The sequence below is a fragment of the Deltaproteobacteria bacterium genome (genome assembly GCA_011773515.1).
In the GTDB taxonomy this organism is placed as follows: Bacteria; Desulfobacterota; Deferrimicrobia; order J040; family J040; genus WVXK01.
This window is the reverse complement of record WVXK01000027.1, coordinates 2,525-28,530: the sequence shown is the minus strand read 5'-3', so window position 1 is coordinate 28,530 and position 26,006 is coordinate 2,525. Positions and strand designations below refer to the sequence as shown.

The window sequence follows — 26,006 nt, the reverse complement described above, 5'->3', positions numbered from 1 at the left end:
GCATCAGAAGACATGCCGGTTCTTCCCCTGGGCAGATACCTCCGCTATCAGGTGGGCGATCTTGAAGACCTCCTCCTCCTCGTCAAGGTAACGGGTGAGTGATTGGAGATTATCTTCTATGAAACTCGTCGTGATTTTGCCCTCGGCGAAGGAAGGGTGGTCGAGGATATTCTCCAGGAGGTGAATGGTGGTTTTTATCCCCCAGAGTTCGTATTCCATGAGGGCGCGCTTCATTCTCTGGATTGCCGTTTCCCTGTCCTTGCCCACGGCGCATATCTTCGAGATCAGGGAATCGTAGTAGGCGGGAACCGTCCATCCCTGGTAAATCCCCGATTCCGTCCTCACGAAGGGTCCGCTCACCTGCCGCAGGAAGGTTACCTTCCCGAAGGAGGGCGCAAAGTTCTTTTTCGGGTCCTCAGCGTTTATCCTGCACTGGATGGCGTGCCCCCGGAGGATCACGTCTTCCTGAAACATAACGAGGGGCCGCCCGGCAGCGATCCTGATCATCTTCCGTATAATGTCGATCCCGCTGATCATTTCCGTAACGGTGTGCTCCACCTGGATCCTCGCGTTCACCTCGAGGGCATAATAGTTCCCCCGTTCATCGAAGAGAAACTCCATCGTTCCCGCCGATGTGTAACCGATCTCCCTCATCGCACGGGCGACCATGTTTCCGATCTCCTTCCTCTGACGGGCGGTCAGGTAGCTGCTCGGCGCCTCTTCTATGAGCTTCTGATGGTGACGCTGTATCGAACACTCCCGCTCGCCCAGGTGTATGGCATTGCCCATAGCATCGACGAGAAATTGAAATTCAATGTGCCTCCCTCCCTCGATGAACTTCTCCGCATATATCCTGTCATCACCAAAGCTTTTTTTCGCGACGGATCGCGCCTCTTCACAGGCATCTTCTACTTCCTCCTCCGATAGGACCTTCCTCATCCCCTTGCCGCCTCCGCCCGCTGCGGCTTTTATGATGAGGGGGTAGCCGATTTTTTTCCCGAAATCTTTCACATCCTGGGCATTTCCCACATCCTCGATAGCGGGTACAACGGGAACCCCCGCGGCCAAGAAGGCGCGGCGGGCCGCTATTTTGTCGCCCAGCATGCGCATAACCGAAGGAGAGGGTCCGATAAAGACCAGGCCGGCCTGTTCGCACGCCTCGACGAAATCCGGGTTTTCTGCCAGGAAACCGTATCCGGGGAAAACCGCTTCGCAGCCCGTGTTCTTCGCAGCACGCACGACAGAATCGATATCCAGGTAACTCATGTTCGCCGGGGAGGGCCCGAGGCGAACGGCCTCATCAGCCAGCCTCACGTGAAGCGAAAGCTCGTCGCAGTCCGAATACCCCACGACGGCCTTGATACCCAGCTCCCGCATCGGCCGTATGGCCCTGCAGGCAATTTCCCCCCTGTTCGCAATGAATACTTTCTTGAATCCGCTCATGTCTCTGCCCCCGTTATAATTCGTAACGCCTCTCTGTACTTTTCAGCCGTTGCCCCTATGACATCCCCGGGAAGTTCGGGGCCCGGTGCCTGCCTGTCCCAGTCGAGGGTCAAAAGGTAGTCCCTCACGTACTGCTTGTCGAAACTGTCCTGAGCCCTGCCCGGCGCGTATTGAGAAGCGGGCCAGAACCGGGAAGAGTCGGGTGTCAGGACCTCGTCGATGAGAATCACCTCGTCGCGGTAGAGGCCGAATTCAAACTTCGTGTCGGCAATTATTATCCCCTTCCCGTGGGCGTACTCGCTGGCTTTGCCGTACAGGGCAAGGGAATTTTCCCTGAGCCGTGAAGCAACGTCGAAACCCGTTATGGCTATCATCTCCTCGAAGGAGATGTTGATATCGTGATCTCCCACCGCCTCCTTGGTGGCGGGGGTAAAAATCGGCTCCGCCAGCTTGCCCGACTCCCTCATCCCCCCGGGGAGGTCGACGCCGCACACGCTCCCCGACTCCCGGTACTCGATCCATCCCGAGCCCGAGAGGTACCCCCGCACCACGCATTCAACGGGAAAGGGGTTCGCCTTCCTCACCAGCATCGACCTGCCGTCGAGCTCCTCTGCGTATTTCCTTGCCGGCCGGGGATACCGGGCCACGTCTGCCGTTATGAGATGGTTGCCAACGATGTCTTTCAGGTAATCGAACCAGAAAAGGGAGAGGGCCGTCAGGACCTTGCCTTTGCCGGGGATACCGGCGGGGAGGACAACATCGAAAGCGGAAATCCTGTCGGTTGCCACGATCAAAAGCTCCTCCCCCAGGTCGTAAATATCCCGAACCTTTCCCCTGGCAAACAGCTTCAAATCGCGAATATCGGTTTGATACACCGTGCCGGCATGCATGCCGCCCCTCCACGAAAGCTCTTTTATCCTAAGAAGTTATCTGCAGACCGTAAAGCGCGCTGTAGTATCCCTTCGCACGAAGCAGCGCTCCATGCGGCCCCTCTTCGGCAACCTTCCCATTCATAACTACAGCGATTTTATCACATTCCACCACCGTCTGAAGGCGATGGGCGATGACGATGGATGTTTTTCCCTCCATCATTTTTTTGATCGCCGAGGTGACGTCGTGCTCGGTCTCCGGATCTATGTTCCCCGTCGCCTCGTCGAGAATGAGCACCTCCGGGCGGTGGTAGATAGCCCGCGCAAAGGAAACGAGCTGCCTCTGCCCGGCCGAAAACCTGCTTCCCCGTTCACCCACAAAAGTATTCAGGCCATCGGGAAGGTTCTCAACGAACCTGACGATGCCGCAGCTCTTGAGCGTAACATCGAGCCAGGCCTCATCGAGCTCCTCCCCGCCAAGGATATTGTCCAAAACGGTGCCGTTGAAGAGAAATGGTTCCTGGGGTATCAGCACTACCTTTCGCCGCAGACCGCCGATGTCCAGGGTTCGAATGTCTCTCCCCGCGTAGAGAATCTCTCCTTCCCGGGGGTGGTAAAAACCGAGCAAAAGGTTCACTATCGTTGTTTTTCCGGCGCCCGTCGGGCCGACGATGGCCACTTTCTCTCCCTGGTCGATGGAGAGCGAAAATGTCCTGAGAACCTCTTCCCCGCCATAATCGAACTCAACATTCCTGAATTCGATCAGGGGAGCGCCCTCTGCGGTTCCCCCCTCTTCGGGATGGGGGAGTCGCATCGATGCGGGGGGCGAGCCGTACTCGGGAGAGGATTTCATGTCCAGAATGGTAAAGATCCTCTCGCATGACGCCAGGGCTGACTGGAGGATGTTGTACTTGTCGCTCATATCCTTCACGGGGCCGAAAAACTTTTCGAGATAGCCGGCAAAAGCGATGACGGTGCCGATGGTGATCGTCCCGCCGATTACCCCGAGCCCTCCCTTGAAGAGGACGATTACCAGGGCGAGAGCGGAGATGAACTCCACGCCCGGGAAGTACACGGAGTACAGGGTGGACAGCTTCATTCCGGCGCGCTTGAAATCGTCGTTGTGAACCCTGAATTTCCGCCGTATCTTCTCCTCTCTCCCGAATCCCTTGACAACGCCGATACCCGCTATGTACTCGTGCAGGAAGGCGTTCATCTTGGCGGTGTTCTGCCTCAGAGCCCTGTTCGTCTCCCGCAGCCTTACCTTCATGAAATGGGCGAAGACAAGGAGGAGGACAATGGAGATGAGGGTATAGAGGAACAGGCTCCGGTCCAGAAGGAGAAGGATCACCGCGATCGAGAGGACCATGACCAGGTCGCCTATCACGGAAACCAGGCCCGACGAAATCATCTCGTTCACCGCTTCGATGTCGGAGATGTGGCGCGTGATGATCCTCCCCGTCGGGTTCCTGTCGTAGAAGGATAGAGGCAGCTCGAGGACTTTCTTAAAGAGCCTCTTCCTCATATCGAGGATCACCCGCTGTCCCAGCGTGGTGACGATGACCATCTGAAGGTAGGAGAAGACATTCCTTCCTATCACCGCGACGCCAAAGAGCACGACGTACCCGTAAAAACCGGCGAGAGAGCCCTTCACGAGGTTCTCATCTATCACGAGTTTTATGATATAGGGCTGGAGCAGGTTGAAACCCGTGGCCAGGGCCATGGCTGCGAGGGCGATGACAACGAGCAGGCGGTGGGGCCTGACAAAGGAAAGAAGCCGCAATGTCATCCTCAAGTCGATATCTTTCACGGAGACCTTATCGTGGACGTCTACCCTTCGCATGGCCGTCACCTCTCCCCGAGTCCTTCAAGAGACTGTCTCACGGAAAAGCGGTAAAAGAGCCCCCCTCTCTTCAGAAGTGCCTCCTCGGTCCCCTCCTCGATCACCTTTCCTTCGTCCATTACCAGGATCCGGTCGCAGAGAGAGAGGGCAGAGAGGCGGTGGGAGATGAGGATGATCGTCCTGGTGCCCTTGAGCTTCATGAGGTTGCCGATAATGTTCTTCTCCGTCCTCCCGTCGACGGAGGAGAAGGAGTCGTCGAGCACGATCAGCTCGCTCTCGTGGCAGATCGTTCGGGCAAGGGTGAGCCTCTGCTTCTGCCCTCCCGAGAGGGTAACGCCCCTCTCTCCGATTACCGCCTGGTATTGCCCGGGAAAGGTTTCTATCTCCCGGTCCACGGAGGCCATCGCGGCACACGCGACCGATCGGTCGAAGCTCGGCTCATCGAGGGGAAAGGATATGTTCTCCAGGACGGTATCGGAAAAAAGGTGGGGGTCCTGGAAGACCACCCCTACCTTCCTCCTGAGCCACCCCTTTTTGAAAGATGCCAGGGGCTTTCCGTTTATCCGGATCTTCCCGGAACGGGGCTGGTAAAACCCGAGGAGGAGCTTTACGATCGTGCTTTTCCCGGAACCGGTGAGGCCCGTGATCCCCACGGCCTCTCCTTTCTCGACCCGCAGATCCAGGCCATCCAGAACGGGCGAACCGCCTTCGATGTAGGAGAACGTAACTCCCTCGAGTTCCAGGGTCATGATCCCTTCATCCTCCTCCGCACCACCCGGCTCCTCCTCCATCTCCATCAGCTCACGTATCCTCCCGGCCGCAGAGGTTCCCCGCTGGTAGAGGTTGATTATCCAGCCCACGGCGATGGCGGGATAGGAAAGAATCCCTATGTAGGAGGTGAAGGCCACAAACCCCCCGAGGGAGATCCTGCCCTGGATAACGAACAGCCCGCCGACGGCGAGCACCAGGAGGACGCCGAAACCCGTCGCCGCCGCGAAGGTGCCGTGAAACAGGGCGGAGACCTTTGAAACCTCTATGTTTTTGTCGCAGTAATCTTCGGAGGTGTGCGAAAACTCCCCGGCGACGAAATCCTCCATGGTGTAGGACTTGATGATGCGAATGCCGGTGATGAAGTTGTTCAACCGGTCCGACAGAAGAGAGAGCGTTTCCTGGGCCGACCGGTGAAGCCGGTAGAGCCGCCTGCTGTAGACCCTCCCGAAGAGGGCCGCTAACGGAATGAGAACGAGAACGAGGAGGGTCAAGAACGGGTCTATCCTGAGGAGAAAGAAAACCCCGATCACATAGGTAAATGCCGTGCCGATGAGCGTGAGGAAACCGGGCCCGAGGAGGAGCCATATGGCGTTCAGGTCGTTTACCGCCCGGGACATGATGTCACCCGTTGCGAACCTATCGTAAAAGGGGTAGGGGGCGTTCACCACTTTCCGAAACAGGTCATCCCGGATATCCCCTTCGATGTCCCGGGCGAGGACGAGAAACCCCCTCCTCCCGAAAAACCTGAACAATCCCTGGAGAAAAGCGAACAAAAGCATGAGCAAGAGGGCATCGATGAACAGGGGCGTGCCCCCCTCGATCTTCATGGAGTCGACGGCGCTTTTCAGATACCACGGGACGAAGAGGCCCGTCAGGCTGGAAAGAAAGCGGAGAACGGAAAAAAGGGCGTACCTGTCCTTTCTCCTCTTCATATATTCGATCATGAGATGGATGTCTTTTATCTTTCATCTCCCCTTTGAAGGATTCAAAACCTAACCGGCACGGGCGTAAAGCAGAGGATAAACGTGACCAGGGAGAGATACCCGGCGATCTTCCTTCCCCTGGTCAGCTCCGTCTCCACGTCCATGGGCGGTGGATGGCCGGTTCCGAGCAATATGAGCAGGATCGCCCAGATGACCCATCCTTCCCACAGCATGCCCATGGGAATGAGCAGGATCGGGAATACGCGGGAGACGCCGGAATACCTCTGCCCGAAGAGGGCGTAGGCGATGTGTCCCCCATCGAGCTGGCCTACCGGCAGAAGGTTGAGGGCCGTAACGAGCATGCCGATCCACCCCGCGAAGGCAACGGGATGGAGGACGATATCATACCCCTCGGGAACGGTACCGTGGATCAGCCTGGTGAGAAAGTCAAAGAGTATCGAGGTGCCGAGGGATATGCCGCTCAGGTTGACCACCTCCTGCGCCTCCGATTGAACGAGGCCGATGACAAGCACGGGTATGGCAACGGCGATTCCCGCCAGGGGACCTGCTGCTCCTATGTCGATGAGGGCGTTGCGGTCGGGAAGGGGCGATTTTATCTTGATGAAGGCCCCGAAGGTACCGATGATGGAGGGGGCGGGGATAAAGTAGGGCGGCGTGACCATGACCCGGTGGTACCGCGCGGCGATGTAGTGACCGAGTTCGTGGACCACCAGGATCGACATGAGGGGTATGGAAAACATGAGCCCGTAGTAGGCCTTGGAGAAATCTGAAAAGGGGTTCACCCCGGAGAGGAAAGCCCCGGCAACGGTCGTCGAGATAAGGGTCAGGACGAAGAGTATGATATTTGTTTTGTTCCTTCTCATGGTTTTCTATCCCTCAGGCAGATTATCACAGGAGAAGGGAGAATGCAGACGGTCGGAAGCCCTGCCCTCTCTCCCTTTTTAGTTTCACCCATCGAGATTAAAGTTTCAAAGGGAAAAGGGGGGTGTCCCGAAACTATCGGGGCAAGCCGTACCGGCGGTTGGCGGGAAAACGGGTTCCCCCTTTACCGCCGTATGGCATATAATAAGAAGGACCCCCCCTGGAGGCACAATGAAGATAGTGCGGGCCCCCGATAACCTGCCCGACCATACGCTTATCCACATCTGCTGCGCACCCGACGCTGCCTATGGCGTCCAGGCGATCAGGGAAGCATTCGGATCGGTCATGGGTTTCTTCTACAACCCCAACATATGGCCGCAGGCGGAGTATGAAAAGCGGCTCCGGGAAGCGGAGAGGCTCGCTTCGTCCCTCCCCTTCGACCTTTCCAGGAGAAAGCGTGACCACGGTGCCTGGTACGAAGCCATCCAGGGGTTCGAGGCACAGCCGGAAAAAGGCGAGCGGTGCAGGATCTGCATCAGAATGCGCCTCGAGGAAACGGCGAAGATGGCGGCCCGCATGGGCATCGACGCCTTCACCACGGTACTGACCGTCTCCCCCCACAAAAATGCGGACATGGTCAACGAATCGGGGAGGGAAATGGGGGAGAAACATGGTCTCTTCTTCATCGAGCTGGACCTGAAAAAAAACGAGGGGTTCAAAAAGAGCCTCGCCCTGTCGAAAGAATACGGCCTCTACAGGCAAAACTACTGCGGGTGTGAGTTCAGCGTGAGGAAATAAGCGGCAATCCGGGATACAGGACAATCCACACGGCGGATGGTAATGCGGAATTGGGAATTCGGAATGCGGAATAAGAACAGTTCACGGTTAACGGTTGCCGGTTTACGGTTTCCGGTTGAACGAGAAACGAGAAACTTGAAACGCGAAACTGGTTTCAGAAGCTGAGCTGGAGCCCCCCGAAAAATCCGTCGAGCGTGTAGTCGATTTTAAATCCGCCCTCGTCCACTTTCACATCGAGTATCCTGTACCCGCCGAAGACCTTCAGGAAGGGAATGAAGGGGGGAGCAAATACCAGCATCCCCTGGCCGTCTATGGCCCTGTCTCCGGAATATTCGAGCCCGGAAGCGCGGGCTTCCAGCACAACGGCATTGTCGATTATTCCGACGCCCGCTCCGACTCCGACCATCGGTACCGGCGCCGAGTAGGATTCTTTTTCCACCGTGATGCCGAAACCGGGGACATCACCGGCGACCTGGACAAATCCATCGATATACTTCACCTGCAGCAGGAGCCCGAGGTTGAACGTGGCGATCACCGGGTTGAACTTGACCAGGTCGTACTGGTAGATTCCATCGATCAGGTCGTATTCGAGATCCGAATCGACGGTCCCGGTGAAAGGGATTCCGTTGAATATGAACCCATCCGTGGAGGAACCGCTGTGGGAAACCGTCGTGTAAGCGACGGTAAAATGGTGTCTTCCCCACCGGAAGAAGACTTCCCCGTTGAAAAATGCCTCGTCATCTATGTTCAGATCGTCCTTGAGATCGATCTCCGGGTCGGGCTCTGTCTGCATCGTCGCGTCGAGACTCGTGTCCCAGTAATACCCCCTCGCGCCGACCTCGAAACTTTTCTCCGCGAGGCAGTCTCCAGCCGGCCAGGCGGACAGGACCGCTGCCGCCGCGAGGATACAGGAAAAAGCGAAAAATTTTCTCATTATCCTTCCCCCAAATATGAGTGTGTTATAATCTCCTTGCCAAAAGCGAACATTAATCGCGAATAATTATCAACGATCGTTTTATCGTCCTGAACCTTTTGAAACTTTAGCATTCGGATACAGACGGACAGGCAAAGGGGGTATTCAGTGGTAACGGAAAGAAAAAAAGAGATCAAGAGGCGGCGCAAAAGGAGGGAGAAGGCAAGAAAGAGAAGGGCGAAGGAACAGAAGGGGAGGGGGAAGAAAGCCAGTTCCTAGTTTAAGAGTTCCGGGCGCACAGATCTTAGATCAAAATGATGTTCTCACCGTGATACGGGACTTTGGACGCTGGACTTACAGATAACGGATAACCCCTTGGTGGAAGCGGATGGGGCGCTGGTGGCCCCCCCGGGCTTCAAACCCGGTCAGGGAGGCGTCGCAGGGCGTCTCCGGTGGGTTCGATTCCCGCACGCTTCCGCCATTTTTATTGACACATCTTGCGGCACTGAGGAAAATTTCGAGAATCAAAAAGCCAAACATTTTGTATTCTTCCGAGAATCCCTACTGACCGATTCCCGGCGAACCCCCGTCAGGTGATGGCGGAGCGAGGAAAAGGGTCTGGGTCGGATAGGCGAACTCGATTCCCTCCTCTTCGAAACGGCGGAAGATCGCCAGGTTAATCGCCTGCTGGGTGTCCATGTAGACGCCGTAGTCCGGGTCTTTCACGAAGTAGACCATCTCGAAGACCAGGGCGAAATCGCCGTAGCTCGAGAAGTGGGCCCTGTCGAAACGGGCCGTTTCCTGCCCTTCAATGATACCCCGGATGATGCCGGGTATCGCCTCGAGCTTCTCTGCGGGAGTCTGGTAGGTCACGCCGATAGAAAAGACGACGCGCCGCTCCCACATGCGCTTGAAGTTCCTGACCCTGCTCGAGAGAAGATCGTTGTTGGAGAACACGATCTGTTCGCCGGAGAGGCTTCTGATGCGCGACGTCTTGAGGCCGATACGCTCGACCGTCCCCATGAGGTCGCCGACGATGATAAAATCCCCCACGATAAAGGGCTTGTCGAGGATTATCGCCATGGAGGCGAACAGGTCCCCCAGTATGTTCTGAACCGCCAGCGCAACGGCGATGCCCCCTATCCCCAGGCTCGCAATCATCGCCGTGACGTTTATCCCCATGTTGTGGAGGGCAAGGAGCAGGAGGACAGACCAGAGGATAAGTTTGCCGATAAAGGCAATGGCTGAGTAGGTGGAAAGGCTCTCCGGGTCCTCAGAGGCCTTTTCCCGCGCACTCTGGGCAAACCACGTTATCGCAAAGTTTCCCCAGATCGCCAGCTGAAGAAAGAGCCCCGCAAGCGTGATGACCTTTACGACCCATGCAGCCCGCGGGGGAAGAGTGAGAAGCAGGGAACCGACGTAGATGCAAACGACGGCGAGAAAGAACGGTTTCGTGCGCTTATCGAGGAGCTCCGCAATCAGATCATCCCACCCGACCTTCGATTTTTCGGCCATCGCTGTCAGCCGGCGGGCCGCGGCACCCATCAGGAACCTGAGAACGACGTAGGCAATAGCCGTGACACCCAGCGCGATGAGCCACGTGGTTAACGGCTGGTCCCAGAGGGTCATTTTGAAAAAATGCATGTCAGCCTCCGCATGAGCTGAATCTTTCAATGCCAGATTATCCTGTCCGAACAGCCTTTCAGACGGATATCGCTTGATACCCTCAATCTTATAAGAAAAGAAAACCTCTTTCAAAAAATATCCTTCTTTCCACCCCGGTACCGCAAGAAAAGGATAAGAACTTGTCGTTATCCTGCAGAGTGTAGTACTATCTCTTACATGGCGAAGCGCAGCAGAGGATCTTTCAAAAAAGGTCGAACGCCGCGCAGACGAATCCATTATAAAGAAGTTAAAAAGACAAATTTAACAGTACAATGAAGATTAATTATTCAATTGCTACTTTAACTCTTTTGGTCATGGTTCTCGCCGCTTTTCCGCACGCCGAGGTCTCCGGTGAAGCAGTGCGCCCCCACACGGTCTCCATGCGTTCCGGCAGTACAATCGCAAAGGCATCGCGAGCTCCTTCGGATCAGGAGGATCCCGACGCAGTGTGGGGCGGTTTGAAAGAGGGCCTGGAAACAGCCCGGGGTATCTGGAACCTCCGGCTCTTCACGATAGGGAACAGCCCCGTAACGATCGGCAAGGTGATCGGAGCCATCATCGCGCTCATCCTCGGGATAATCATCGTCAAGAAAGCAGTCGGGCTCTTCGGGAAAAAAATCCTCCCCCGCACCCGGCTGAAGCCGAACGTGGCCGCATCGATCGAGAAGATTCTCTACTATACCGGGATCCTTCTGATCGTGCTCTTTGCGCTGGACATCATCAACATACCCCTGACCGCTTTCGCCTTCGTGGGCGGCGCCTTGGCAATCGGCGTCGGTTTCGGGGCACAGACGCTGATCAACAACTTCATCAGCGGTTTCATCATCATGGCAGAGCAGCCGATACGGATCGGGGACCTGGTCGAGATCGAGGGAACCTTTGCCACGATAGAGGACATCGGGGCAAGGTGCACCCGCATAAGGACTGCCGACAACATCCAGATACTCGTTCCCAACAGCAGCTTTCTCGAGAAAAACATCGTGAACTGGACCCTTTCCGACAGCATGATAAGGGCCGGTGTGACGGTGGGCGTGGTATACGGCTCGCCCATCCGGGAGGTTACGGCCATCATGATGGCTATCGCCGGGGCCCACGAAAGAGTGCTCTCCACCCCGGAGCCCTTCGTGCGTTTTTCCGATTTCGGCGACAACGCCCTCATTTTCAACCTCCACTTCTGGGTCAGTATGACAAGCATGGCGGACCGCTTGAACATCGAAAGCGACATCCGCTATCAGATCGACGACCGATTCCGTGATGCGGGGATCGTCATCGCATTCCCCCAGCGGGACGTCCATCTGGACACGGCCAAACCGCTCGAGCTCCGGATACTTGAAAAAGGGGAGGCAAAAGGACACGAGGAGGAGACCTAGGAGGTCTTCGCAACGTATCGATAGATTTATTGATCAGGTGAGTTTTTGTTCTCCTTTACGGATACCTGATATCCCTCCACGCCTTCGGCTTCGATAAATATCTGCTTCACTTCCGGGACTTTTTCCCTTATCTTTTGTTCCATCCTGTCTATCACCGCTTCCAGATCGCTTGCGGAAATATTGTCCTGAAAGTCTGCGTCTATCGCCAGGAGAATGTTCTCGGGGCCCATGTGCATGGTGGATATGTTTCCGATCGACTGTACCTCAGGAAAGCTCTCCACGGCTTTCCTGATGAGGTTCAGGTGCACTTCGCTGGCGCTCTCCCCTATCAGGAGTTTGCGGACCTCGTTCGCCAGAAAGAGGGCAACGAGGGCCAGGACGAAGCCGATGAGGATGGACGCAATCCCGTCTATCAGAGGATTTCCGGTGACCTGAACCAAAAGCGTACCGAAAAGGGCGATGAGAAGGCCCACCATGGCGGCGCTGTCCTCCATGAGGACGACGATCAGGTTTGCATCCTTCGACTCCTTCAGCTCCCTCCATATGCTTTTGTGGACCTTCTTTTTGAAGAACTCCCTGGCAGCGACGGTGAAGGAAACTCCTTCTATGGCAATGGATATACCGAGAACCAGGTATATCAGGTGCGTCCGTTCGAGGGGGTGGGGATGCCGTATCTTGCTGAAACCCTCGTACACCGCCGCCACCGCCCCGACCATGAAGAGCATGTTTGCAACGACGAAAGACCAGAAATACTGGGCCTTCCCGTAACCGAATGGATGTTTCTCGTCAGGCGGCCTCTCGCTCCTTTTCATCCCGAACAGAAGAAGGAGCTGATTGCCCGTGTCGGCAACCGAGTGGAACGTCTCGGCAAGGAGCGCCGAGCTTCCCGACAAAAGAGCCACGGCAAACTTTAAAATCGCAATACACCCGTTGCCGATCAGAGCGGCGTAGACGACCTTTTTCGAACCGTGATGACTTCCCGCCATGTTTTTTGCAGATCCCTCCTTACCCCCTCCTGTCCCCTGTCCCGGGCGTCTCCCCTGACAATTCGTCGTCGAAGAGGTCCGTTGGCTTCTCGAGGTGCTTTTTTTCCTCTTTTGATAACATTCCGAAAACCCTCTTCGCTCCCTCGTCTATCACCAGCCGGGACATTTCCACGTACCGGTCATGCGAGATCGCTTCGAGAGAGAGGGGTAATTCCAGGGCCTCCCGCAGCTTCCTGCCTTCGGTCCACGCCAGAGCCTCGCCGACCGACACGCCCCCTTCCATCACCCCGTCCCCTGGCTCCGCCGGCACCTTTCTGAAGATGCGGGATATGCCCACTATCGCCCTCCTTTTATCCGCAGCGTATCATACCGGCTGGCGCAACTCCCCGGAAACCTGAAATTTTTTCATGAAACGCCTGTCTATGTAGTCTTTGACGGCAAATGCCAGCCTCCCGTCGAAGACCACCCCCCCCTTCCAGAATATGCCCCGTCCGTCACCCATGTTCAGAATGAGCAGGTACGGGCCGCCGGGGTCAAAGGGTCTGAGCGGGTCACCTGCGAGCGCGGCGTGCAGGTTTCGGTAGAGTACGGGGTTTTGCCTGACCGCGTAGACGCCCACCCTTCTCAGGGGAATGCCGTCGATGGTTATGCAGTCGCCACCGCCGAATATTTCAGGATGGTCCACGCACTGCAGGAACCGGTTCACCAGGAGGCCACCGTCTGGGCCCGTTGAAAGTCCCGAGTCGGCAAAGATGGGGGACGGCTTAACGCCCACAGCGGCAAAGACGATGTCGCTCTTTATCGTCTCGCCGCTTCCAAGGTGGACCCCGTTTTTCATTACAGACCGCACCCGTATCCCCTCGATGAGGGTCACGCCCTTTCCCGTGAGGATGTTTCTCGCCACATCCTGCGCCTTTTCCGAAAAACCCGACAGGACGCTACCCCCTTCTATCAGCGATATCCGGGCCTCGCCGCCGCTGTCTCTTATGAGGCGCCAGAGATTTGCCGAAATCTCCACACCCGCGGCACCGCCGCCTATAACGGCTGCATCGACTCCGCCCCGCTTCGCCATCTCGATTACCTTCGCCCGCGCTTTCAGCAGGTTCTCGATCGGCTTGACGGGGAACAGGCACTCCGGGTTGTCCGTTACGATATCTCCCGGGACCTCGCTGCCCGTGTTGAAGGAGACCACGTCGTAGCCAACCTCTTTCCCCGAGCGCAGCTGCAGGGTTCGCCGCTGCGGAATAACAGCCGTAACGCGGTCCTTTAGAAAGGTCCCACCCCGGTCCTCCACCATCTTTTTTACGTGGAAGCGCAGCTCCTGCGGCCGGTAGATTCCCGAGAGCATTCCGGGGCCCATACCCGAGTAGTAGTGGAAAGGGGAAGTGCTGATAAGGGTCGCTCTGCGGCCCCTTGCGATAAATCTTCCGAGGCCGGCAAGTACCGTCATGTGGGCGTGGCCGCCACCGACAAGAACAAGGTGTTTTCCCATTCCGCAACCACCGAAATCACGGTCAACCTGCTGCGTGCTTACACAGGGAACGGATGTGAAACGTCTTCTTTCCAGATTGTATAGGAATTGCCTGCACGGTTCAAAGGAAAAGGCGCCCGTGAGAAGCATCCCCATCAGAGAAGAGGAGATCGCCGGATCACCCCCCTGTCCGTCCCAAGGGCTTTGGTGCTGTGGGCCGTGGCCCTGCCTCTTATCAGGAGTCGGTTGCCGGGCCTTCCTCCTTCACATACCGGACTTTCCAGATGTAATAGATCACGGGATAGAGGACGAGCTCCATCAGGGCGGAGGTGACGACGCCGCCGATCATGGGAGCCGCGATCCTCTTCATCGTGTCGGCACCCGCACCGTGGCTCCACATGATGGGGATCAGGCCACCGATTATCATCACCACCGTCATGATCTTCGGCCTGATCCTCTTCACCGCGCCGTGGTGTATGGAGTCGAGAAGGTCCACCCTGGTCCTCATTATCCCCCTTCTCTGCCAGTCCTCATAGGCGAGGTCGAGGTAGAGGAGCATGACGACGCCCGTTTCCGCGCTGAGTCCCGCCAGGGCTATGATTCCCACCCAGACCGCTATCGACAGGTGATACCCGAGGACGTAAAGAGTCCAGAATGCACCCACGAGAGATATTGGTACCGTGAGCATGATGATGCCCGTCTTGAGGAACGATCTCGTGTTCAGGTATATGATGAGAAAGACGATAAAGAGCGTCAGCGGGATGACAAGCATGAGCCTCTGCCTCACTCTCTGCATGTATTCGAACTGGCCGCTCCAGATGATGTTGTAGCCGGCGGGGAGCTTGACCTTTTCCGAAACTTTCTTCATCGCATTCTTCACGTAGGTTCCCACGTCGATTCCGCGAATATCAACGTATACCCATACCGTTCTCCTCGCGTTTTCGCTCTTGATGTTGGCCGCCCCTTTTTTGATTTTCAGGTGGGCAAGCTGGGCGAGTGGAATCTGCTGCCCGGCGGGAGTCGATACGAGGACTCTATTCAATTTTTCCACGTCCTGCCTCAAATCCTCCGGGTATCTCACGTTTACCGGATACCGTTCGAGCCCTTCGACGGTAAAGGTGACATTCATGCCGCCGACAGCGCTCATGATCACATCCTGAATATCTCCCACCGTAAGGCCATACCTGGCCGCAGCTTTCCTGTCGATATGAAAGTCGATGTAATTACCTCCCGTGATCCGCTCTGCGAAAGCCGAGAGTGTTCCCGGGACCTCCCTGACGGTGGCCTCGATCTGCTCTCCGATAGAAACGAGCGTATCCAGGTCATCGCCCATTATCTTGATCCCCACAGGCGTCTTGATACCCGTGGAAAGCATATCGATCCGCGTTTTTATGGGCATCGTCCACGCATTCGTCAGACCCGGGAACTGGATCGCCCTGTCCAGCTCTTCGATGAGCTTGTCCGGCGTCATTCCCGGTCTCCAATCTTTCTCGGGTTTGAGCATTATCGTGGTCTCGATCATCGAAAGAGGTGCAGGGTCCGTGGCGGTTTCTGCCCGGCCTATCTTTCCGAAGACGGTATCCACCTCCGGAAACGTTTTTATGATCCTGTCCGTCTGCTGGAGGAGCTCTTTCGCCTTCGTGACGGAAATGCCGGGAAACGTGGTGGGCATGTACAGGAGGTCCCCCTCGTAGAGCGGGGGCATGAACTCCGAACCGATCTTCGCAACCGGCACGGCGATGCTGAGCATCAGGATGATGTTCAGTATGATCGTTGTCTTCCTGTACTTGACGACAAAATCCACCACGGGGTGATAGATTCTGATCAGGAGCCTGTTGACGGGGTTCTTCTCCTCCGGGGGAATCTTGCCGCGGATGAAATATCCCATGAGAACCGGCTGGAGCGTTATGGCAAGGAACGCCGCCGCCGCCATAGCGTAGGTTTTGGTGAAAGCGAGCGGCTTGAAGAGCCTTCCCTCCTGGGCCTCGAGGGAAAAAACCGGCAAAAAGGAAACCGTTATGACGAGCAGGGAGTAGAAGAGGGCAGGGCCCACCTCCTTCGTCGACTCCAGGACATTGGTCCATACGTTCTTATCCGGAAAATGCTCCTGGTGCTTGTGCATGTTCTCCACCATGATGATAGCGGCATCCACCATTGCCCCGATGGCGATGGCGATACCGCCGAGTGACATGATGTTGGCGTTAATGCCCTGGTAGAACATGATGATGAATGACACGAGTATGGCCAGGGGAAGGGTGATGATTGCCACGAGGGCGCTCCTGAAATGGAGCAGAAAGATTATCGAAACGAGGGCGACGACGGCGCTTTCCTCGATCAGCTTATCCCTCAGGTTTTTCACCGCCCGTACGATCAAATCCGATCTGTCATAGACGGGTTTGATCCTGATCCCTTCGGGAAGCGATTTTTCCAGATCCTCCAGCTTCCGTTTCACGTTATCGATCGTTTTCAGGGCATTCTCGCCGAAGCGCATGACGATGACGCCGCCGGCCACATCACCCTGGCCATCCAAGTCAGCAATGCCCCTCCGCAGTTCCGGGCCTAGGCGCACTTCGGCAACATCCCGAATATAGACAGGGGTTCCCCTCGACGTCCCGAGAGGGATGTCCCGAATGTCTCCGAGACCCTCTATGTAGCCGAGGCCCCTCACCATGAACTCCGTCTCGCCCATCTCCACCAGCCTTCCCCCGACGTCGTTGTTGCTCCGCTGAATCGACATCCTTACATGCCGCAGGGGAATGTTATAGGCAGCAAGCTTGTTCGGATCTACCACAACCTGGTACTGCTTCACGAATCCGCCGATGCTCGCCACCTCCGACACGCCGGGGACGCTCGCCAGTTCGTACTTCAAGAACCAGTCCTGGATGGACCTGAGCTGGGCAAGGTCGTGTCTTCCCGAGGTATCTTCCAGAACATACTCGTAAACCCAGCCAACACCGGTTGCGTCTGGGCCCAGGGTGGGAACCACGCCCCTCGGCAGGCGGTTCGATACATAGTTGATGTACTCGAGGACCCTGCTCCGGGCCCAGTAGATGTCCGTCCCGTCCTCGAAAATTATGTAGACGAAGGAAAAACCGAAGAAGGAATATCCCCTCACCACCTTTGCCTTGGGAACGGCGAGCATGGACGTCGTGAGAGGATAGGTCACCTGGTCCTCAACGATTTGGGGACCCTGGCCGGGGTACTCGGTGAAGATGATCACCTGAACGTCAGAAAGGTCGGGGATCGCATCGAGGGGTATGTTCATCATGGCGTAGGCGCCCCAGCCCGCCAGAAAGAGCGCAGCGAGCAGGACCATAAACCGGTTATTCAGAGATGCTTCGATGATCTTTTTCAGCATTTACCCTAACCTCTGTTTACAAGTTTTGCCACCCGTTAAGACCTAATGCCCTAAATGTTCCTTCCCTTTCGGCGAACCTTCTCCGCCACCTGCCGTCATCTTCCTTATGGCCTCGCGAATCGAGCTTTCGGAGTCGAGCATGAACTGGCCCGAAAGGACGATCTTTTCGTTTTCTTCTATTCCTTCGAGTATCTGAACTGTCCCGTTCCCCGTTTCGACACCGAGCGTAACGTTCCGGGGAACGAATTTGCCCTCTGTTTTTTCCACGAACACGATATTCTTGACTCCCGTTCTCAACACTGCCTCTGAAGGTATCAACAGTGCCTGGTCGCCGAGTTTTGACTCCAATTCCACGTGGGCATACATGTCAGGCTTCAAGAAAAATCTGGGATTTGGCATCTCTATTCTTACCTTGATTGTCTTCGTTTCCGCTTCAAGGTACGGGTAGATGTAAGACACCTTTCCCGTGAATGTCTTTCCCGGAATGTAATCGAGGATCACGTTTGCTCGCTGCCCGGTCTTTACCCAGGAAAGTTCGAACTCGTATATATCAGCGTCGATCCAGACATTGGATATGTCCGCTACACGGAATAGTTCTGCTCCGGGCATGACATGCGTCCCGAGGAAAGCCTTTTTGCCGATGACCACACCTGAATTCGGTGAGTAGATGGTCAGCGTTTTCTTGACGTTTCCGCTCCGCTCCAGGGCAAGGAGCTCTTTGTCCGTAATATCCCAGAGTCGGAGCCTGTCTTTCGACGCTTCGATCAGGGTTTCGGCCCTCTCTACAACTTCTTCGTAGGGGCTCGTTTTGACCTCCTCATAATGTCTGGCTGCGATCAAAAGCTCCTTTTGGGCGGAGACGAGTTCAGGGCTGTAAATCTCGAGAAGAGGCTCTCCGGCTTTCACGAACTGTCCCGTTTTGTCAACGAAGAGGTTTTCGATCCATCCCGCAATCTTCGTGTTCACCGTGGAGATCTTCGTCTCGTCGTAAGTAACCATGCCGACGGTCCTTATGATTTTTTTGAGCTGACCCCGCTTAGCAACGCCCGTCCTCACTCCCATGTTCTGCCTCACCACAGGGTCGATTCTTATCGCATTCTCGTCCTCCATGCCTTCGCCGCCGCCCTTTACCGCGACGAGGGTCATTCCGCAGATGGGGCAGGAACCCGGCTCCTCGGTGATGATGAAGGGGTGCATGGGACAGGTATAGAGCTGTTCTTCAGCTTTTGCCTCTTTTGTCCCCCCCATGGTAGTATCCATCGTTTCCACATGGGGGGATCTATGGAGAAACTTGACGGTGAAAAAATATCCGCCTCCTAAACCGACCACGAATACGATAAAAATTGCTAGTGCTATGACAATTTTTCTACTCATGACTAACCTCTTTTGGGATGAAATTCTTTCCTGCAACCATCCAGAGTTCGGCAACCTTTTCGTTGTACCTGCCCCTGTGGTTCTCGAGTTCCAGCTCATACCTGAAGAGGTCTAATTCCGCGCTCACGAGGGAATTGAACTCGAGCTCTCCCACCCTGTATGAGCTCAACGCCGACTGCACGGTATTTCTGGCCTCGGGGAGAACTGCCGAAATCAGGAGAGATAACCGGTTTTGCAACGAAAAAAGATCGCTTTTGATATCGCGAATATGAAAGATCACCTGATCCATGTACGACTCGTAGGCGTTCGCACGCGAATTCAGTTCGAATCTCCTGCTGCTGATTAGCTCTCTCTGCTTCCTCGCTGCATACAAAGGAACGGTCAGTGTAACAGCACCGGTTAGGAAATCCGGCCTGTCTTCACGCACCCGGTACCTCGTGGACAGGGCAAAATCGGGGTAGAGTTCCCTCTCTGCCAGGGAAACGCTTTTTTCGCCCTCGTCAACTTTTAACGCCAACCGCGAGAGCGTCGGGTTAAACTCCTTCGCCATTTCTAACAGTTCCTCTTCCGAATAGCCTGTCTCATCAACAGGGAGCTCTTGAGGCACCTCCACGGGAGTGTTCACATCTCTCGCCCTGAAAGTGTTGATAAGCGCAATCATCTCTATCCGCATTTTGTCAAGGTCGAAAAGGCGCCTTTCTATGTTGGAGAGCGCCGTTTGTGCGCGCAGCACATCCTGCTGAAGAGCTTTTCCGACAGCATACCGTTGCTGTGCTACCCCGAGAAACTCCTTGAGGACGGTTTGGGTTTTCTTCGTGATCTCTATCGACCTTGCCACCTCGTAGAGCCTGAAATAGGCGCGCTTGGTCCTGTACACGAGCATGTTTTCGAACTCGGAAACGGATCTGCCCGCCTGTTTCGCGCGAATATCGGCAATCTCTTCTTTGAGAGACAATTTGCCCGGAAAAGGAAATTTCTGTGTGAAAAAGAGATCGAATGACGTCATCGGCTCCTGGTCGAAGTCAAAGGTGTCCGTAGGAAAATTGGAGAAGGAGAACCCGACCTGCGGGTCGGGAAGGCTCCCGGCCGGCAAAACGAGATGCCCGGAGGCGCTGCTTCTCTCCCGCGCCTCGATAAGTGCGGGGTTCCTCTCGAGGGCCTCAGCGACGAGAGCGTCGAGGTAGGCATCAGAATCGGCGCCTGCTGCCTGCCCCCGGAGAGCATTCACGAGCGCGAAAAGACAAAGCATAACGGAAAACGTCCTTCTCATGTATTGTCTCATTTCCTTTCTTTCCTCCCGCGTACGATGACCCCCCACCGTGGGTCCCAGCGCACACGCATTACATTTTACATAATGTAAAACCATGACACAAGTTTTTTTAAAACAAATTCGTCCCCTGTTTTATTCTAAAGTTAAAGCTGGATGGTTTCCACGTGACCGTGCCGGATCGAGTGAAACAAAATGAGGTAATCCCGCACATTCCTCGTGATGAGGTAGTTCGTCCTCACGAACTCCTTCGCGTTTCTCCCGATCTTTTTCATCATCTCGGGGCGGTTCAGGGCATAGCGCATCCTGTAGGCAGCCCCCTCGACGGAGTGCACGAGAAACCCCGTCAGGTAATCGAAGATCTGCGTCGTTATCCCCCCTACGGCACCCCCGATCACGGGTTTGCCCTTCCACATCCCCTCGGTGACGGTGAGGCCGAACCCCTCCTTCGTCGATTTCTGCACGATGATCGTTGCCGCTGCCTGAATCGCATTGATAACCTTGTGCGCGTCAGGGGGGAGCATTAAGACGTGGATGTCGGGATCCCCCTCCGATTCAGCCAGGACCTGGCGGTAGACCTCCTCCCCCTCGGGATCATCCGTTGCTCCTCCCCCGGCCAGAACGAGCGTGCAATCGTTGAAGCTGCGTGCAATCTTAAACGCCCTGATGACGCCGATGGGATCCTTGAACCGGTCAAACCGCGAGACCTGGACGATGAGCGGCTTGTCCGTATTCACACCGAGGCTTTCCACGATCTCCCTTGCCTCGGCGTCGAGCATGTCCCGGTTCTTGTCGCTCAGCGGATCTATCGCGGGGGCGATGATATACTGCGGGTGGGGAAGGTTCTGGGAAAACTTGGCCATGGAAAATATGCTGCACTCGTACCGTTCGACATATTTTCTCAGAAACTCCCAGGTATCCCTCCAGGGCCGGGCAATATCGATGTGGCAACGCCACACCCAGTGCTGACCCGCATTCTTGTTCTCGATCAGCGCGGCCGGCTGGGGGTCGTGGATGACGACAACGTCCGCGTCGAAATCGATCTTGCCCCCGTGGCGCCTGTTCACCTCCACATAGTGATCGAGGTCATCCCTGGATATGGTAATCCTGTCCCCCTGTAGCGAGTTGTGCATCGCCTTGGTTGCCCTGAAGAACTGAGCATCCCCTTCGATGATCTCCCAGCGAACGTTGAGGCCAAGTTCGCTCATGAGGGGGACCGTCCTGTTCAGGATCTCTGCGACCCCGCCTCCCTCCTTCGTGGAGTTGACGTTCACCACCCTGAGCCCCCGCAGGGGCTCGGCAAGCCTTTTCAGCTGGGACACGTATCGTTTTCCCACAACGGCCATGTAATCGTCTAACTGCACAACCGACTCCTTATCGTTTCAAGTAGTCCTTGATCATCCTGATCAAGTTTTTCCGCAGGTCCTCCAGGGAATAGAGGTAGAAATCGATCCTCCTGATGGAGGATACCAGCTCCGGGAGGTCGAAATTGAGCTCGATCCAGTTCGAGAAGTCGTCCTTGTTCTCCCCGAGCCTGATTCTCGATTCGAAAAAATGGTAATAGATGACGCTTACGCCGCTCCGTGCAAGGGCATCGCAAAACTGCGGGAGAGTCCTGGCATACCTGTTGGTTGGGATAATGATGCCCGTGGAGCGCTCGAAGTGAAACTCAAAGCCCGGCCGCACGGGGGGTATGTACTGGTTTTCCCAGGAAAAGTCCTCGATCACGTCGATGATGTTTTTCCTGACTTCCTCGATGTTTGCCTGCTCGAAGGGGTTAATATTCGCAAGCCCCTCGGCCAGGATCTGCGATTCGAGGCCGTTATTTGCCCACCGCGCGAAATCGTTCGGATAATCCCAGAGCTGCGGAGTGTACCGGAGATATCCCCGGTACATGTGGTGGTAAATCACGTCGCCGTCAACCATCCTGATCAGGCTGAGAAGTTCGCGCAGGCTCTGGGCCTTCTGGCCCGTGGGCTTGATGATCTTGAGAAACTCGTTGAAGTGAAACGACTCGTCTGACCGGTACCGCCTGCTCACCGCTCCCTCCGCGTATCGCTGAGCGTTAAAAAATCCATCATGAACGCCACCACTTCCCCGGGGCCTTCAAGCTCGAAATCGGCCTCGAGATGGACACGGTCCTTTCCGGAAACGAATATAGAGAGCCCTCTTTCCCTTTCCCGCAGGTACTCATATACGTACCTATCGGTCACATCATCGCCAAAGTAAACAGGGAAAACTCCCGCACCCCGGTTTTCCTCGATCCTTGAGATGATAACACGGAGCACCTCGCCTTTGTTGGCCGAGCGCACGGGAAGGATCTCGAAGACCCTTTTGCCTTCCCTCACGGTGAGATTAGAAAACCTCCCGGCAGATTCTTTCACCCGATTTTTCACGTCCTCGAGTTGCGTGCCCGCAACGCGCCGCGTGTGGACGCTCACCGAATACCCCTTGTCCTCGACGAGAAGGCCGGGGAAGGCATGCGCCAGCCCATCAAGCTCCCGGGCAAGGCTCCCGAGGAGCGGCCTGCTGCCGCTCTCGGCAAGGACCTGCCTCTCCCCGAAGATCTCGAGCTCGGCCCCGTGGTTTCCCGAATAGACGAGGCCCTGCACCCCTACCCGCTCTTTCAGGTCGTCGATGCTGCGGCCAGAAATGACCCCCGCCACGATGTCCCCCCGGCCCGCCATCCTTTTGAGGCACTCACGCGCGCCGGGAAGGATTTTTGCTTTATCGGGGGTCTCGACGATTTCCGATATGGTCCCGTCGAAATCGAAGAAGAGGCCGGACAGCTCCCCCTCTTTCACATCCCTGCCGATTCTCTCGATCACGGAACGGACGCTCATCGTTCGATCATCTTAGCCCATTCACCAAGGAAAGAGTGGAGCCACGCGTAGATATCGTGCTGTTTAATCCTCTTATTGAGCTTCGCAATGTTTTCGGCTTTCCTGTCTTCGGGGAGAGTTAAGGCTTCGTACATGGTGTCGGCCACGCTGTCGATATCATTGGGGTTGACGAGGTGGGATTCGACGAGCTCATCGCAGGCGCCGGCAAGCTCGCTGAGCACAACCGAGCCGGGCAGTCCGCATTTCGATACGACGTATTCCTTCGCAACCAGGTTCATGCCGTCGCGCAGGGGCGTCACCACCCCCATGTCGGCGGCCCGGTAATATGCCACCAGTGTATCGAACTTCAGGCTCCGGTAATAGTAGTGGATGGGAACCCACCCTCCTTCAGCAAACCTGCCGTTGATCCTTCCCACGATCTCGTCTATGGTCCTGCGCATCGTCCGGTATTCCGCCACATTTTCCCTGGAAGGGACCGTGAGCTGGATAAACACGAAATCCTTTCTCAAGTCAGGGTAGCGCTCGATCATCTTCTCCAGCGCAAGAAGCCGCTCCACCACGCCCTTCGTGTAGTCGAGCCTGTCGACGCCGATCGCTATGTTCCTGACACCGAAGGCGTCCCGTATCCCTCTCACCCGCTGCCCGGTCTGCGTGCTCAACGCAACATCCTTGAACCGCTGATAGTCGATGCTTATGGGGAAAGCACCGCACCTGGTCCTCCTTCCGGCATACACCACCTCGTTCTTTTCCCTGTCCACCTCGGCATGCAGAAGGTGCTCCACGGAGTCGAAAAAGTTTCTTAAGTACCCCATCGTGTGAAAGCCAACGATATCGGAGCCGAGAATTCCCTCGAGCACTTCGGTGGCCCACGGAAGGGCACGGAGTATGTCCGGCGGGGGAAAGGGTATGTGGAGGAAGTACCCTATGCCGAACCTCCGGGAACTCTCCCTCAGGAGCTTGGGGAGGGGGATGAAGTGATAGTCCTGCACCCAGACCAGGTCACCCTCCCCTATTTTCTCCACGATGCTCTGGTATACGCGCCAGTTCACGTGCAGGTAGGTCCGCCAGTGCTCCTTCTTGAAGACCGTATTCCCGAGGAAGCAGTGAAAAAGGGGCCAGAGGGTCCTGTTCGACACGCCGCGGTAGAACCCATCGATATACTTGGAGTCAACCGTGATGTACTGTATGTTATAGCCCGGGCTCGTGGCGTCATCACCCTCCACCCGCACCTCGGCGGGCAAATCCTTCTTCTCGTCTCGCACGAGGCCGAACCACACCCCCCCGCTTTTTTTCATGACCGGGTCAAGGGCGGTGACGAGTCCGCCCGCCCCGCGCACGAGATCAACCTCCCCCTTTCTCATTCTCATCGTATAGGGGGGCCTGTTGGAAATGAGCAGAATCCGCCTCCCCGCGACGTTTCGGGGAAGATCACGAACCGTTTCCGAAGGGTTTTCCATCGATTTGCTCCCGATGATTTAAAGGATAATCGAAAAGGCCTGTTCTATCAAGGCATGAAAGGCGAAGAGGGTATAGGAAAATCGCCGAAAGGCCCTGAACCATCTCATGTTGAAGGTATTGTGGGGTGGGTTCAATCGACCCGCAGGTCGCCCGAAGCTTCCTGCTGTATCTCGTGGGGATGAATGAACTCGTCGAGCCAGCACGCGTAATCTACCCGGGGAAGCGAGAAAAAGCGGCCGAACTTCTTCCTGTTCTTTGCCTGATGGTACTTGAAAAAGACCCTCTCCTCATCGAGGCCCACGATCTCTATCTTGCCGGTGCGATGAGACATGATGTACCTGAACATCTTTGCCGGCCCGGAAAGGGAGGCCTTCGCAGCCTCGACTATCTTGTATCCCCTCACGATGGGAACCTGCAGGTGGAGGGTTCCCCGGACAGGCCTGCACTGGAAAAGGTAGTAGGGATGGACCCCGATGGAGATGAGCTTCCTCTTCAGGTCAGTAATGACGTCGGGGGCATCGTTAACGCCTTTGAGAAGAACCGTCTGGTTGTGCACGAGCGCGCCATTTTTCAGGAGCTTTTCAACGCAGCGGGACGACTCTTTCGTTATTTCCCGGGGGTGGTTGAAGTGCGTCTGGATTATCAGTTTCCTCTCGGCCCTGCTGTGCCGCTTCAATATCTTGAGGAGGCCGGGATCGGTGAGCACCCTCTCGGGGAATACCACGGGAACCCTCGTCCCCAGCCGTATGTACTTTACGTGGGGTATGGAATCGCATTCGGACAGGATCCTGGAGATCACCCTGTTGTTCAGAGACAGGGAGTCGCCTCCCGACAGAAGGAGGTTCGTGATCTCGGGCCGCTCCCGGACGTAGGCCAGGGCCTTTTTTGCGTCCCTTAAGATCTCATCGTCCCTTACGCCGACGAACCGTTTCCGAAAGCAGAACCTGCAGTTTGCAAAGCAGTAGTTCGTCAGCAGCAGGAGGGCGGTCTGCCGGTATTTGTGCTGCAGCCCCGCGACCTTGGTGTTATCGAGCTCACCGCTCGTATCCATGTACCCCCTGCCCGCTACCTCTTCGATAGAGGGAATGACCATTTTCCTGATCGGGTCGTCTTTGTCTTGGGGATCTATGAGGGAAAGGTAATACCGGGTTATATTAATCGGGTAGTTGCGCTGAATGCTCTTAAGGGTAAAGTACTCCTTCCGGCCCAGGGGGAGAATTTTCCTGAGCTCTTCGACAGAGGTTATGTTTTCCCTTTGTGCGTCTCTCCAGTGCATAACAAGACCGGGCAATTCTGGATAATCGTGAATCCGTGTCCACCGTCTTATCCTGGACTACATGTTACTTGTTTTCCGTAAATGGACTCTTATTATACGCAAGAAAACAATCCCTTGTCAAGCAGTGACCTGAAAGTCCTTGCTCCTAAAAGGAATTATAGTTAATAAAACGCCTATTTGCCAGGTAAAATCACTTTTCCGGCAGGGGGGACCGGTCCGCCTCGAAGGGCCACATGATCAATCCCCCGTCCATGAACGCCACGTCTTTTACCCCTCCCCCCTTGAGGATCGTGCTCGCCTCGTATCCCCTCAGGGATGTCTTGCAGAACGCCACCATTTTTTTATCCCGGGGAAGTGTTGAAAGGACGGAGCGCAGTTTCCCGAGGGGAATCAACATGACCCTATCGTCCTTTATCCTCATCTCGTTTTACTCGGCCGGGGATCTCACCCCTGTCCGTGGTTACCTTCTGTACCTTCCCGGGGCTGTCCCCCTCGA

Annotated in this window: 21 protein-coding genes and 1 tRNA gene; 3 read left to right on the top strand and 19 right to left on the bottom strand. The window is 55.9% G+C overall.

Going from position 1 to position 26,006, the window contains the following annotated elements; all coding sequences use genetic code 11:
- Nucleotides 1–3: 3 nt before the first annotated feature.
- From GTN70_03495 to GTN70_03475, 5 genes are read right to left on the bottom strand one after another with little or no spacing between them, the layout of a single operon-like run.
- Nucleotides 4–1,443, bottom strand: coding sequence for an acetyl-CoA carboxylase biotin carboxylase subunit (locus GTN70_03495; GenBank protein ID NIO16054.1), 1,440 nt, complete (start codon nucleotides 1,441–1,443; stop codon nucleotides 4–6).
- Nucleotides 1,440–2,333 carry a phosphoribosylaminoimidazolesuccinocarboxamide synthase gene (locus GTN70_03490; protein NIO16053.1) on the bottom strand — a complete coding sequence of 298 codons (894 nt, stop codon included), beginning with the start codon at nucleotides 2,331–2,333 and terminating at the stop codon, nucleotides 1,440–1,442. The genes GTN70_03495 and GTN70_03490 overlap by 4 nt, the downstream gene beginning before the upstream one ends.
- A gap of 28 nt (nucleotides 2,334–2,361) precedes the next feature.
- Nucleotides 2,362–4,155 carry an ATP-binding cassette domain-containing protein gene (locus GTN70_03485; protein ID NIO16052.1) on the bottom strand — a complete coding sequence of 598 codons (1,794 nt, stop codon included), beginning with the start codon at nucleotides 4,153–4,155 and terminating at the stop codon, nucleotides 2,362–2,364.
- A 5-nt stretch (nucleotides 4,156–4,160) separates the two neighbouring features.
- Nucleotides 4,161–5,858: an ATP-binding cassette domain-containing protein gene (locus tag GTN70_03480; GenBank protein ID NIO16051.1), complete on the bottom strand. Its 1,698-nt coding sequence runs from the start codon at nucleotides 5,856–5,858 to the stop codon at nucleotides 4,161–4,163.
- A 53-nt stretch (nucleotides 5,859–5,911) separates the two neighbouring features.
- Nucleotides 5,912–6,733: a site-2 protease family protein gene (locus GTN70_03475; GenBank protein ID NIO16050.1), complete on the bottom strand. Its 822-nt coding sequence runs from the start codon at nucleotides 6,731–6,733 to the stop codon at nucleotides 5,912–5,914.
- Between the two features lie 229 nt (nucleotides 6,734–6,962).
- On the opposite strand from GTN70_03475, the gene GTN70_03470 reads away from it, so the two are divergent.
- A complete protein-coding gene (locus GTN70_03470) occupies nucleotides 6,963–7,529 on the top strand; it encodes a hypothetical protein (protein NIO16049.1) in 567 nt (188 codons plus the stop codon).
- A 154-nt stretch (nucleotides 7,530–7,683) separates the two neighbouring features.
- On the opposite strand, the gene GTN70_03465 is transcribed toward GTN70_03470, so the two are convergent.
- Nucleotides 7,684–8,463: a hypothetical protein gene (locus GTN70_03465; GenBank protein ID NIO16048.1), complete on the bottom strand. Its 780-nt coding sequence runs from the start codon at nucleotides 8,461–8,463 to the stop codon at nucleotides 7,684–7,686.
- Between the two features lie 359 nt (nucleotides 8,464–8,822).
- Between GTN70_03465 and GTN70_03460 the strand changes: the two genes are divergently transcribed.
- Nucleotides 8,823–8,923: transfer RNA gene (locus GTN70_03460), tRNA-Sec, on the top strand.
- Between the two features lie 80 nt (nucleotides 8,924–9,003).
- Here the strand turns inward: GTN70_03460 and GTN70_03455 are convergent.
- Nucleotides 9,004–10,086: a mechanosensitive ion channel gene (locus tag GTN70_03455; protein ID NIO16047.1), complete on the bottom strand. Its 1,083-nt coding sequence runs from the start codon at nucleotides 10,084–10,086 to the stop codon at nucleotides 9,004–9,006.
- Between the two features lie 467 nt (nucleotides 10,087–10,553).
- Between GTN70_03455 and GTN70_03450 the strand changes: the two genes are divergently transcribed.
- Nucleotides 10,554–11,477, top strand: a complete 924-nt coding sequence (locus GTN70_03450) for a mechanosensitive ion channel (GenBank protein NIO16046.1) — start codon at nucleotides 10,554–10,556, stop codon at nucleotides 11,475–11,477.
- A gap of 26 nt (nucleotides 11,478–11,503) precedes the next feature.
- Here the strand turns inward: GTN70_03450 and GTN70_03445 are convergent, their stop codons facing one another.
- The 12 genes from GTN70_03445 to GTN70_03390 all read right to left on the bottom strand — a co-directional run bounded on the left by GTN70_03445 (nucleotide 11,504) and on the right by GTN70_03390 (nucleotide 25,931).
- A complete protein-coding gene (locus tag GTN70_03445) occupies nucleotides 11,504–12,463 on the bottom strand; it encodes a cation diffusion facilitator family transporter (GenBank protein ID NIO16045.1) in 960 nt (319 codons plus the stop codon).
- A 19-nt stretch (nucleotides 12,464–12,482) separates the two neighbouring features.
- Nucleotides 12,483–12,800 (bottom strand): hypothetical protein, encoded by a 318-nt coding sequence (locus tag GTN70_03440; protein ID NIO16044.1) that lies wholly within the window; start codon nucleotides 12,798–12,800, stop codon nucleotides 12,483–12,485.
- A gap of 27 nt (nucleotides 12,801–12,827) precedes the next feature.
- Nucleotides 12,828–13,955, bottom strand: a complete 1,128-nt coding sequence (locus GTN70_03435) for an FAD-dependent oxidoreductase (GenBank protein NIO16043.1) — start codon at nucleotides 13,953–13,955, stop codon at nucleotides 12,828–12,830.
- A gap of 214 nt (nucleotides 13,956–14,169) precedes the next feature.
- On the bottom strand, nucleotides 14,170–17,292 hold the full coding sequence (locus tag GTN70_03430; GenBank protein NIO16042.1) for a CusA/CzcA family heavy metal efflux RND transporter: 3,123 nt from the start codon (nucleotides 17,290–17,292) through the stop codon (nucleotides 14,170–14,172).
- A gap of 42 nt (nucleotides 17,293–17,334) precedes the next feature.
- Complete coding sequence (locus tag GTN70_03425; protein NIO16041.1) at nucleotides 17,335–18,666, bottom strand: efflux RND transporter periplasmic adaptor subunit; 1,332 nt, start codon at nucleotides 18,664–18,666, stop codon at nucleotides 17,335–17,337.
- Nucleotides 18,659–19,948 carry a TolC family protein gene (locus tag GTN70_03420; GenBank protein ID NIO16040.1) on the bottom strand — a complete coding sequence of 430 codons (1,290 nt, stop codon included), beginning with the start codon at nucleotides 19,946–19,948 and terminating at the stop codon, nucleotides 18,659–18,661. The genes GTN70_03425 and GTN70_03420 overlap by 8 nt, the downstream gene beginning before the upstream one ends.
- A 131-nt stretch (nucleotides 19,949–20,079) precedes the next feature.
- Entirely contained in the window at nucleotides 20,080–21,279 is a 1,200-nt protein-coding gene (locus tag GTN70_03415; GenBank protein ID NIO16039.1) for a glycosyltransferase, read from the bottom strand.
- A gap of 28 nt (nucleotides 21,280–21,307) precedes the next feature.
- A complete protein-coding gene (locus tag GTN70_03410; GenBank protein NIO16038.1) occupies nucleotides 21,308–21,973 on the bottom strand; it encodes a hypothetical protein in 666 nt (221 codons plus the stop codon).
- Entirely contained in the window at nucleotides 21,970–22,776 is an 807-nt protein-coding gene (gene otsB / locus GTN70_03405) for a trehalose-phosphatase (protein NIO16037.1), read from the bottom strand. The genes GTN70_03410 and otsB overlap by 4 nt, the downstream gene beginning before the upstream one ends.
- Nucleotides 22,773–24,233 (bottom strand): trehalose-6-phosphate synthase, encoded by a 1,461-nt coding sequence (locus tag GTN70_03400; protein ID NIO16036.1) that lies wholly within the window; start codon nucleotides 24,231–24,233, stop codon nucleotides 22,773–22,775. The genes otsB and GTN70_03400 overlap by 4 nt, the downstream gene beginning before the upstream one ends.
- A 131-nt stretch (nucleotides 24,234–24,364) precedes the next feature.
- Entirely contained in the window at nucleotides 24,365–25,510 is a 1,146-nt protein-coding gene (locus GTN70_03395) for a KamA family radical SAM protein (protein NIO16035.1), read from the bottom strand.
- A gap of 190 nt (nucleotides 25,511–25,700) precedes the next feature.
- Nucleotides 25,701–25,931: a hypothetical protein gene (locus GTN70_03390; protein NIO16034.1), complete on the bottom strand. Its 231-nt coding sequence runs from the start codon at nucleotides 25,929–25,931 to the stop codon at nucleotides 25,701–25,703.
- Between the last annotated feature and the right edge of the window lie 75 nt (nucleotides 25,932–26,006).

Coding starts and splice junctions, on each gene's coding strand:
- GTN70_03495 (NIO16054.1), bottom strand. CDS start 1,443: ATGAGCGGATTCAAGAAAGTATTCATTGCGAACAGGGGGGAAATTGCC.
- GTN70_03490 (NIO16053.1), bottom strand. CDS start 2,333: ATGCATGCCGGCACGGTGTATCAAACCGATATTCGCGATTTGAAGCTG.
- GTN70_03485 (NIO16052.1), bottom strand. CDS start 4,155: ATGCGAAGGGTAGACGTCCACGATAAGGTCTCCGTGAAAGATATCGAC.
- GTN70_03480 (NIO16051.1), bottom strand. CDS start 5,858: ATGAAGAGGAGAAAGGACAGGTACGCCCTTTTTTCCGTTCTCCGCTTT.
- GTN70_03475 (NIO16050.1), bottom strand. CDS start 6,733: ATGAGAAGGAACAAAACAAATATCATACTCTTCGTCCTGACCCTTATC.
- GTN70_03470 (NIO16049.1), top strand. CDS start 6,963: ATGAAGATAGTGCGGGCCCCCGATAACCTGCCCGACCATACGCTTATC.
- GTN70_03465 (NIO16048.1), bottom strand. CDS start 8,463: ATGAGAAAATTTTTCGCTTTTTCCTGTATCCTCGCGGCGGCAGCGGTC.
- GTN70_03455 (NIO16047.1), bottom strand. CDS start 10,086: ATGCATTTTTTCAAAATGACCCTCTGGGACCAGCCGTTAACCACGTGG.
- GTN70_03445 (NIO16045.1), bottom strand. CDS start 12,463: ATGGCGGGAAGTCATCACGGTTCGAAAAAGGTCGTCTACGCCGCTCTG.
- GTN70_03435 (NIO16043.1), bottom strand. CDS start 13,955: ATGGGAAAACACCTTGTTCTTGTCGGTGGCGGCCACGCCCACATGACG.
- GTN70_03430 (NIO16042.1), bottom strand. CDS start 17,292: ATGCTGAAAAAGATCATCGAAGCATCTCTGAATAACCGGTTTATGGTC.
- GTN70_03425 (NIO16041.1), bottom strand. CDS start 18,666: ATGAGTAGAAAAATTGTCATAGCACTAGCAATTTTTATCGTATTCGTG.
- GTN70_03420 (NIO16040.1), bottom strand. CDS start 19,948: ATGAGACAATACATGAGAAGGACGTTTTCCGTTATGCTTTGTCTTTTC.
- GTN70_03415 (NIO16039.1), bottom strand. CDS start 21,279: ATGGCCGTTGTGGGAAAACGATACGTGTCCCAGCTGAAAAGGCTTGCC.
- otsB (NIO16037.1), bottom strand. CDS start 22,776: ATGAGCGTCCGTTCCGTGATCGAGAGAATCGGCAGGGATGTGAAAGAG.
- GTN70_03400 (NIO16036.1), bottom strand. CDS start 24,233: ATGGAAAACCCTTCGGAAACGGTTCGTGATCTTCCCCGAAACGTCGCG.
- GTN70_03395 (NIO16035.1), bottom strand. CDS start 25,510: ATGCACTGGAGAGACGCACAAAGGGAAAACATAACCTCTGTCGAAGAG.
- GTN70_03390 (NIO16034.1), bottom strand. CDS start 25,931: ATGAGGATAAAGGACGATAGGGTCATGTTGATTCCCCTCGGGAAACTG.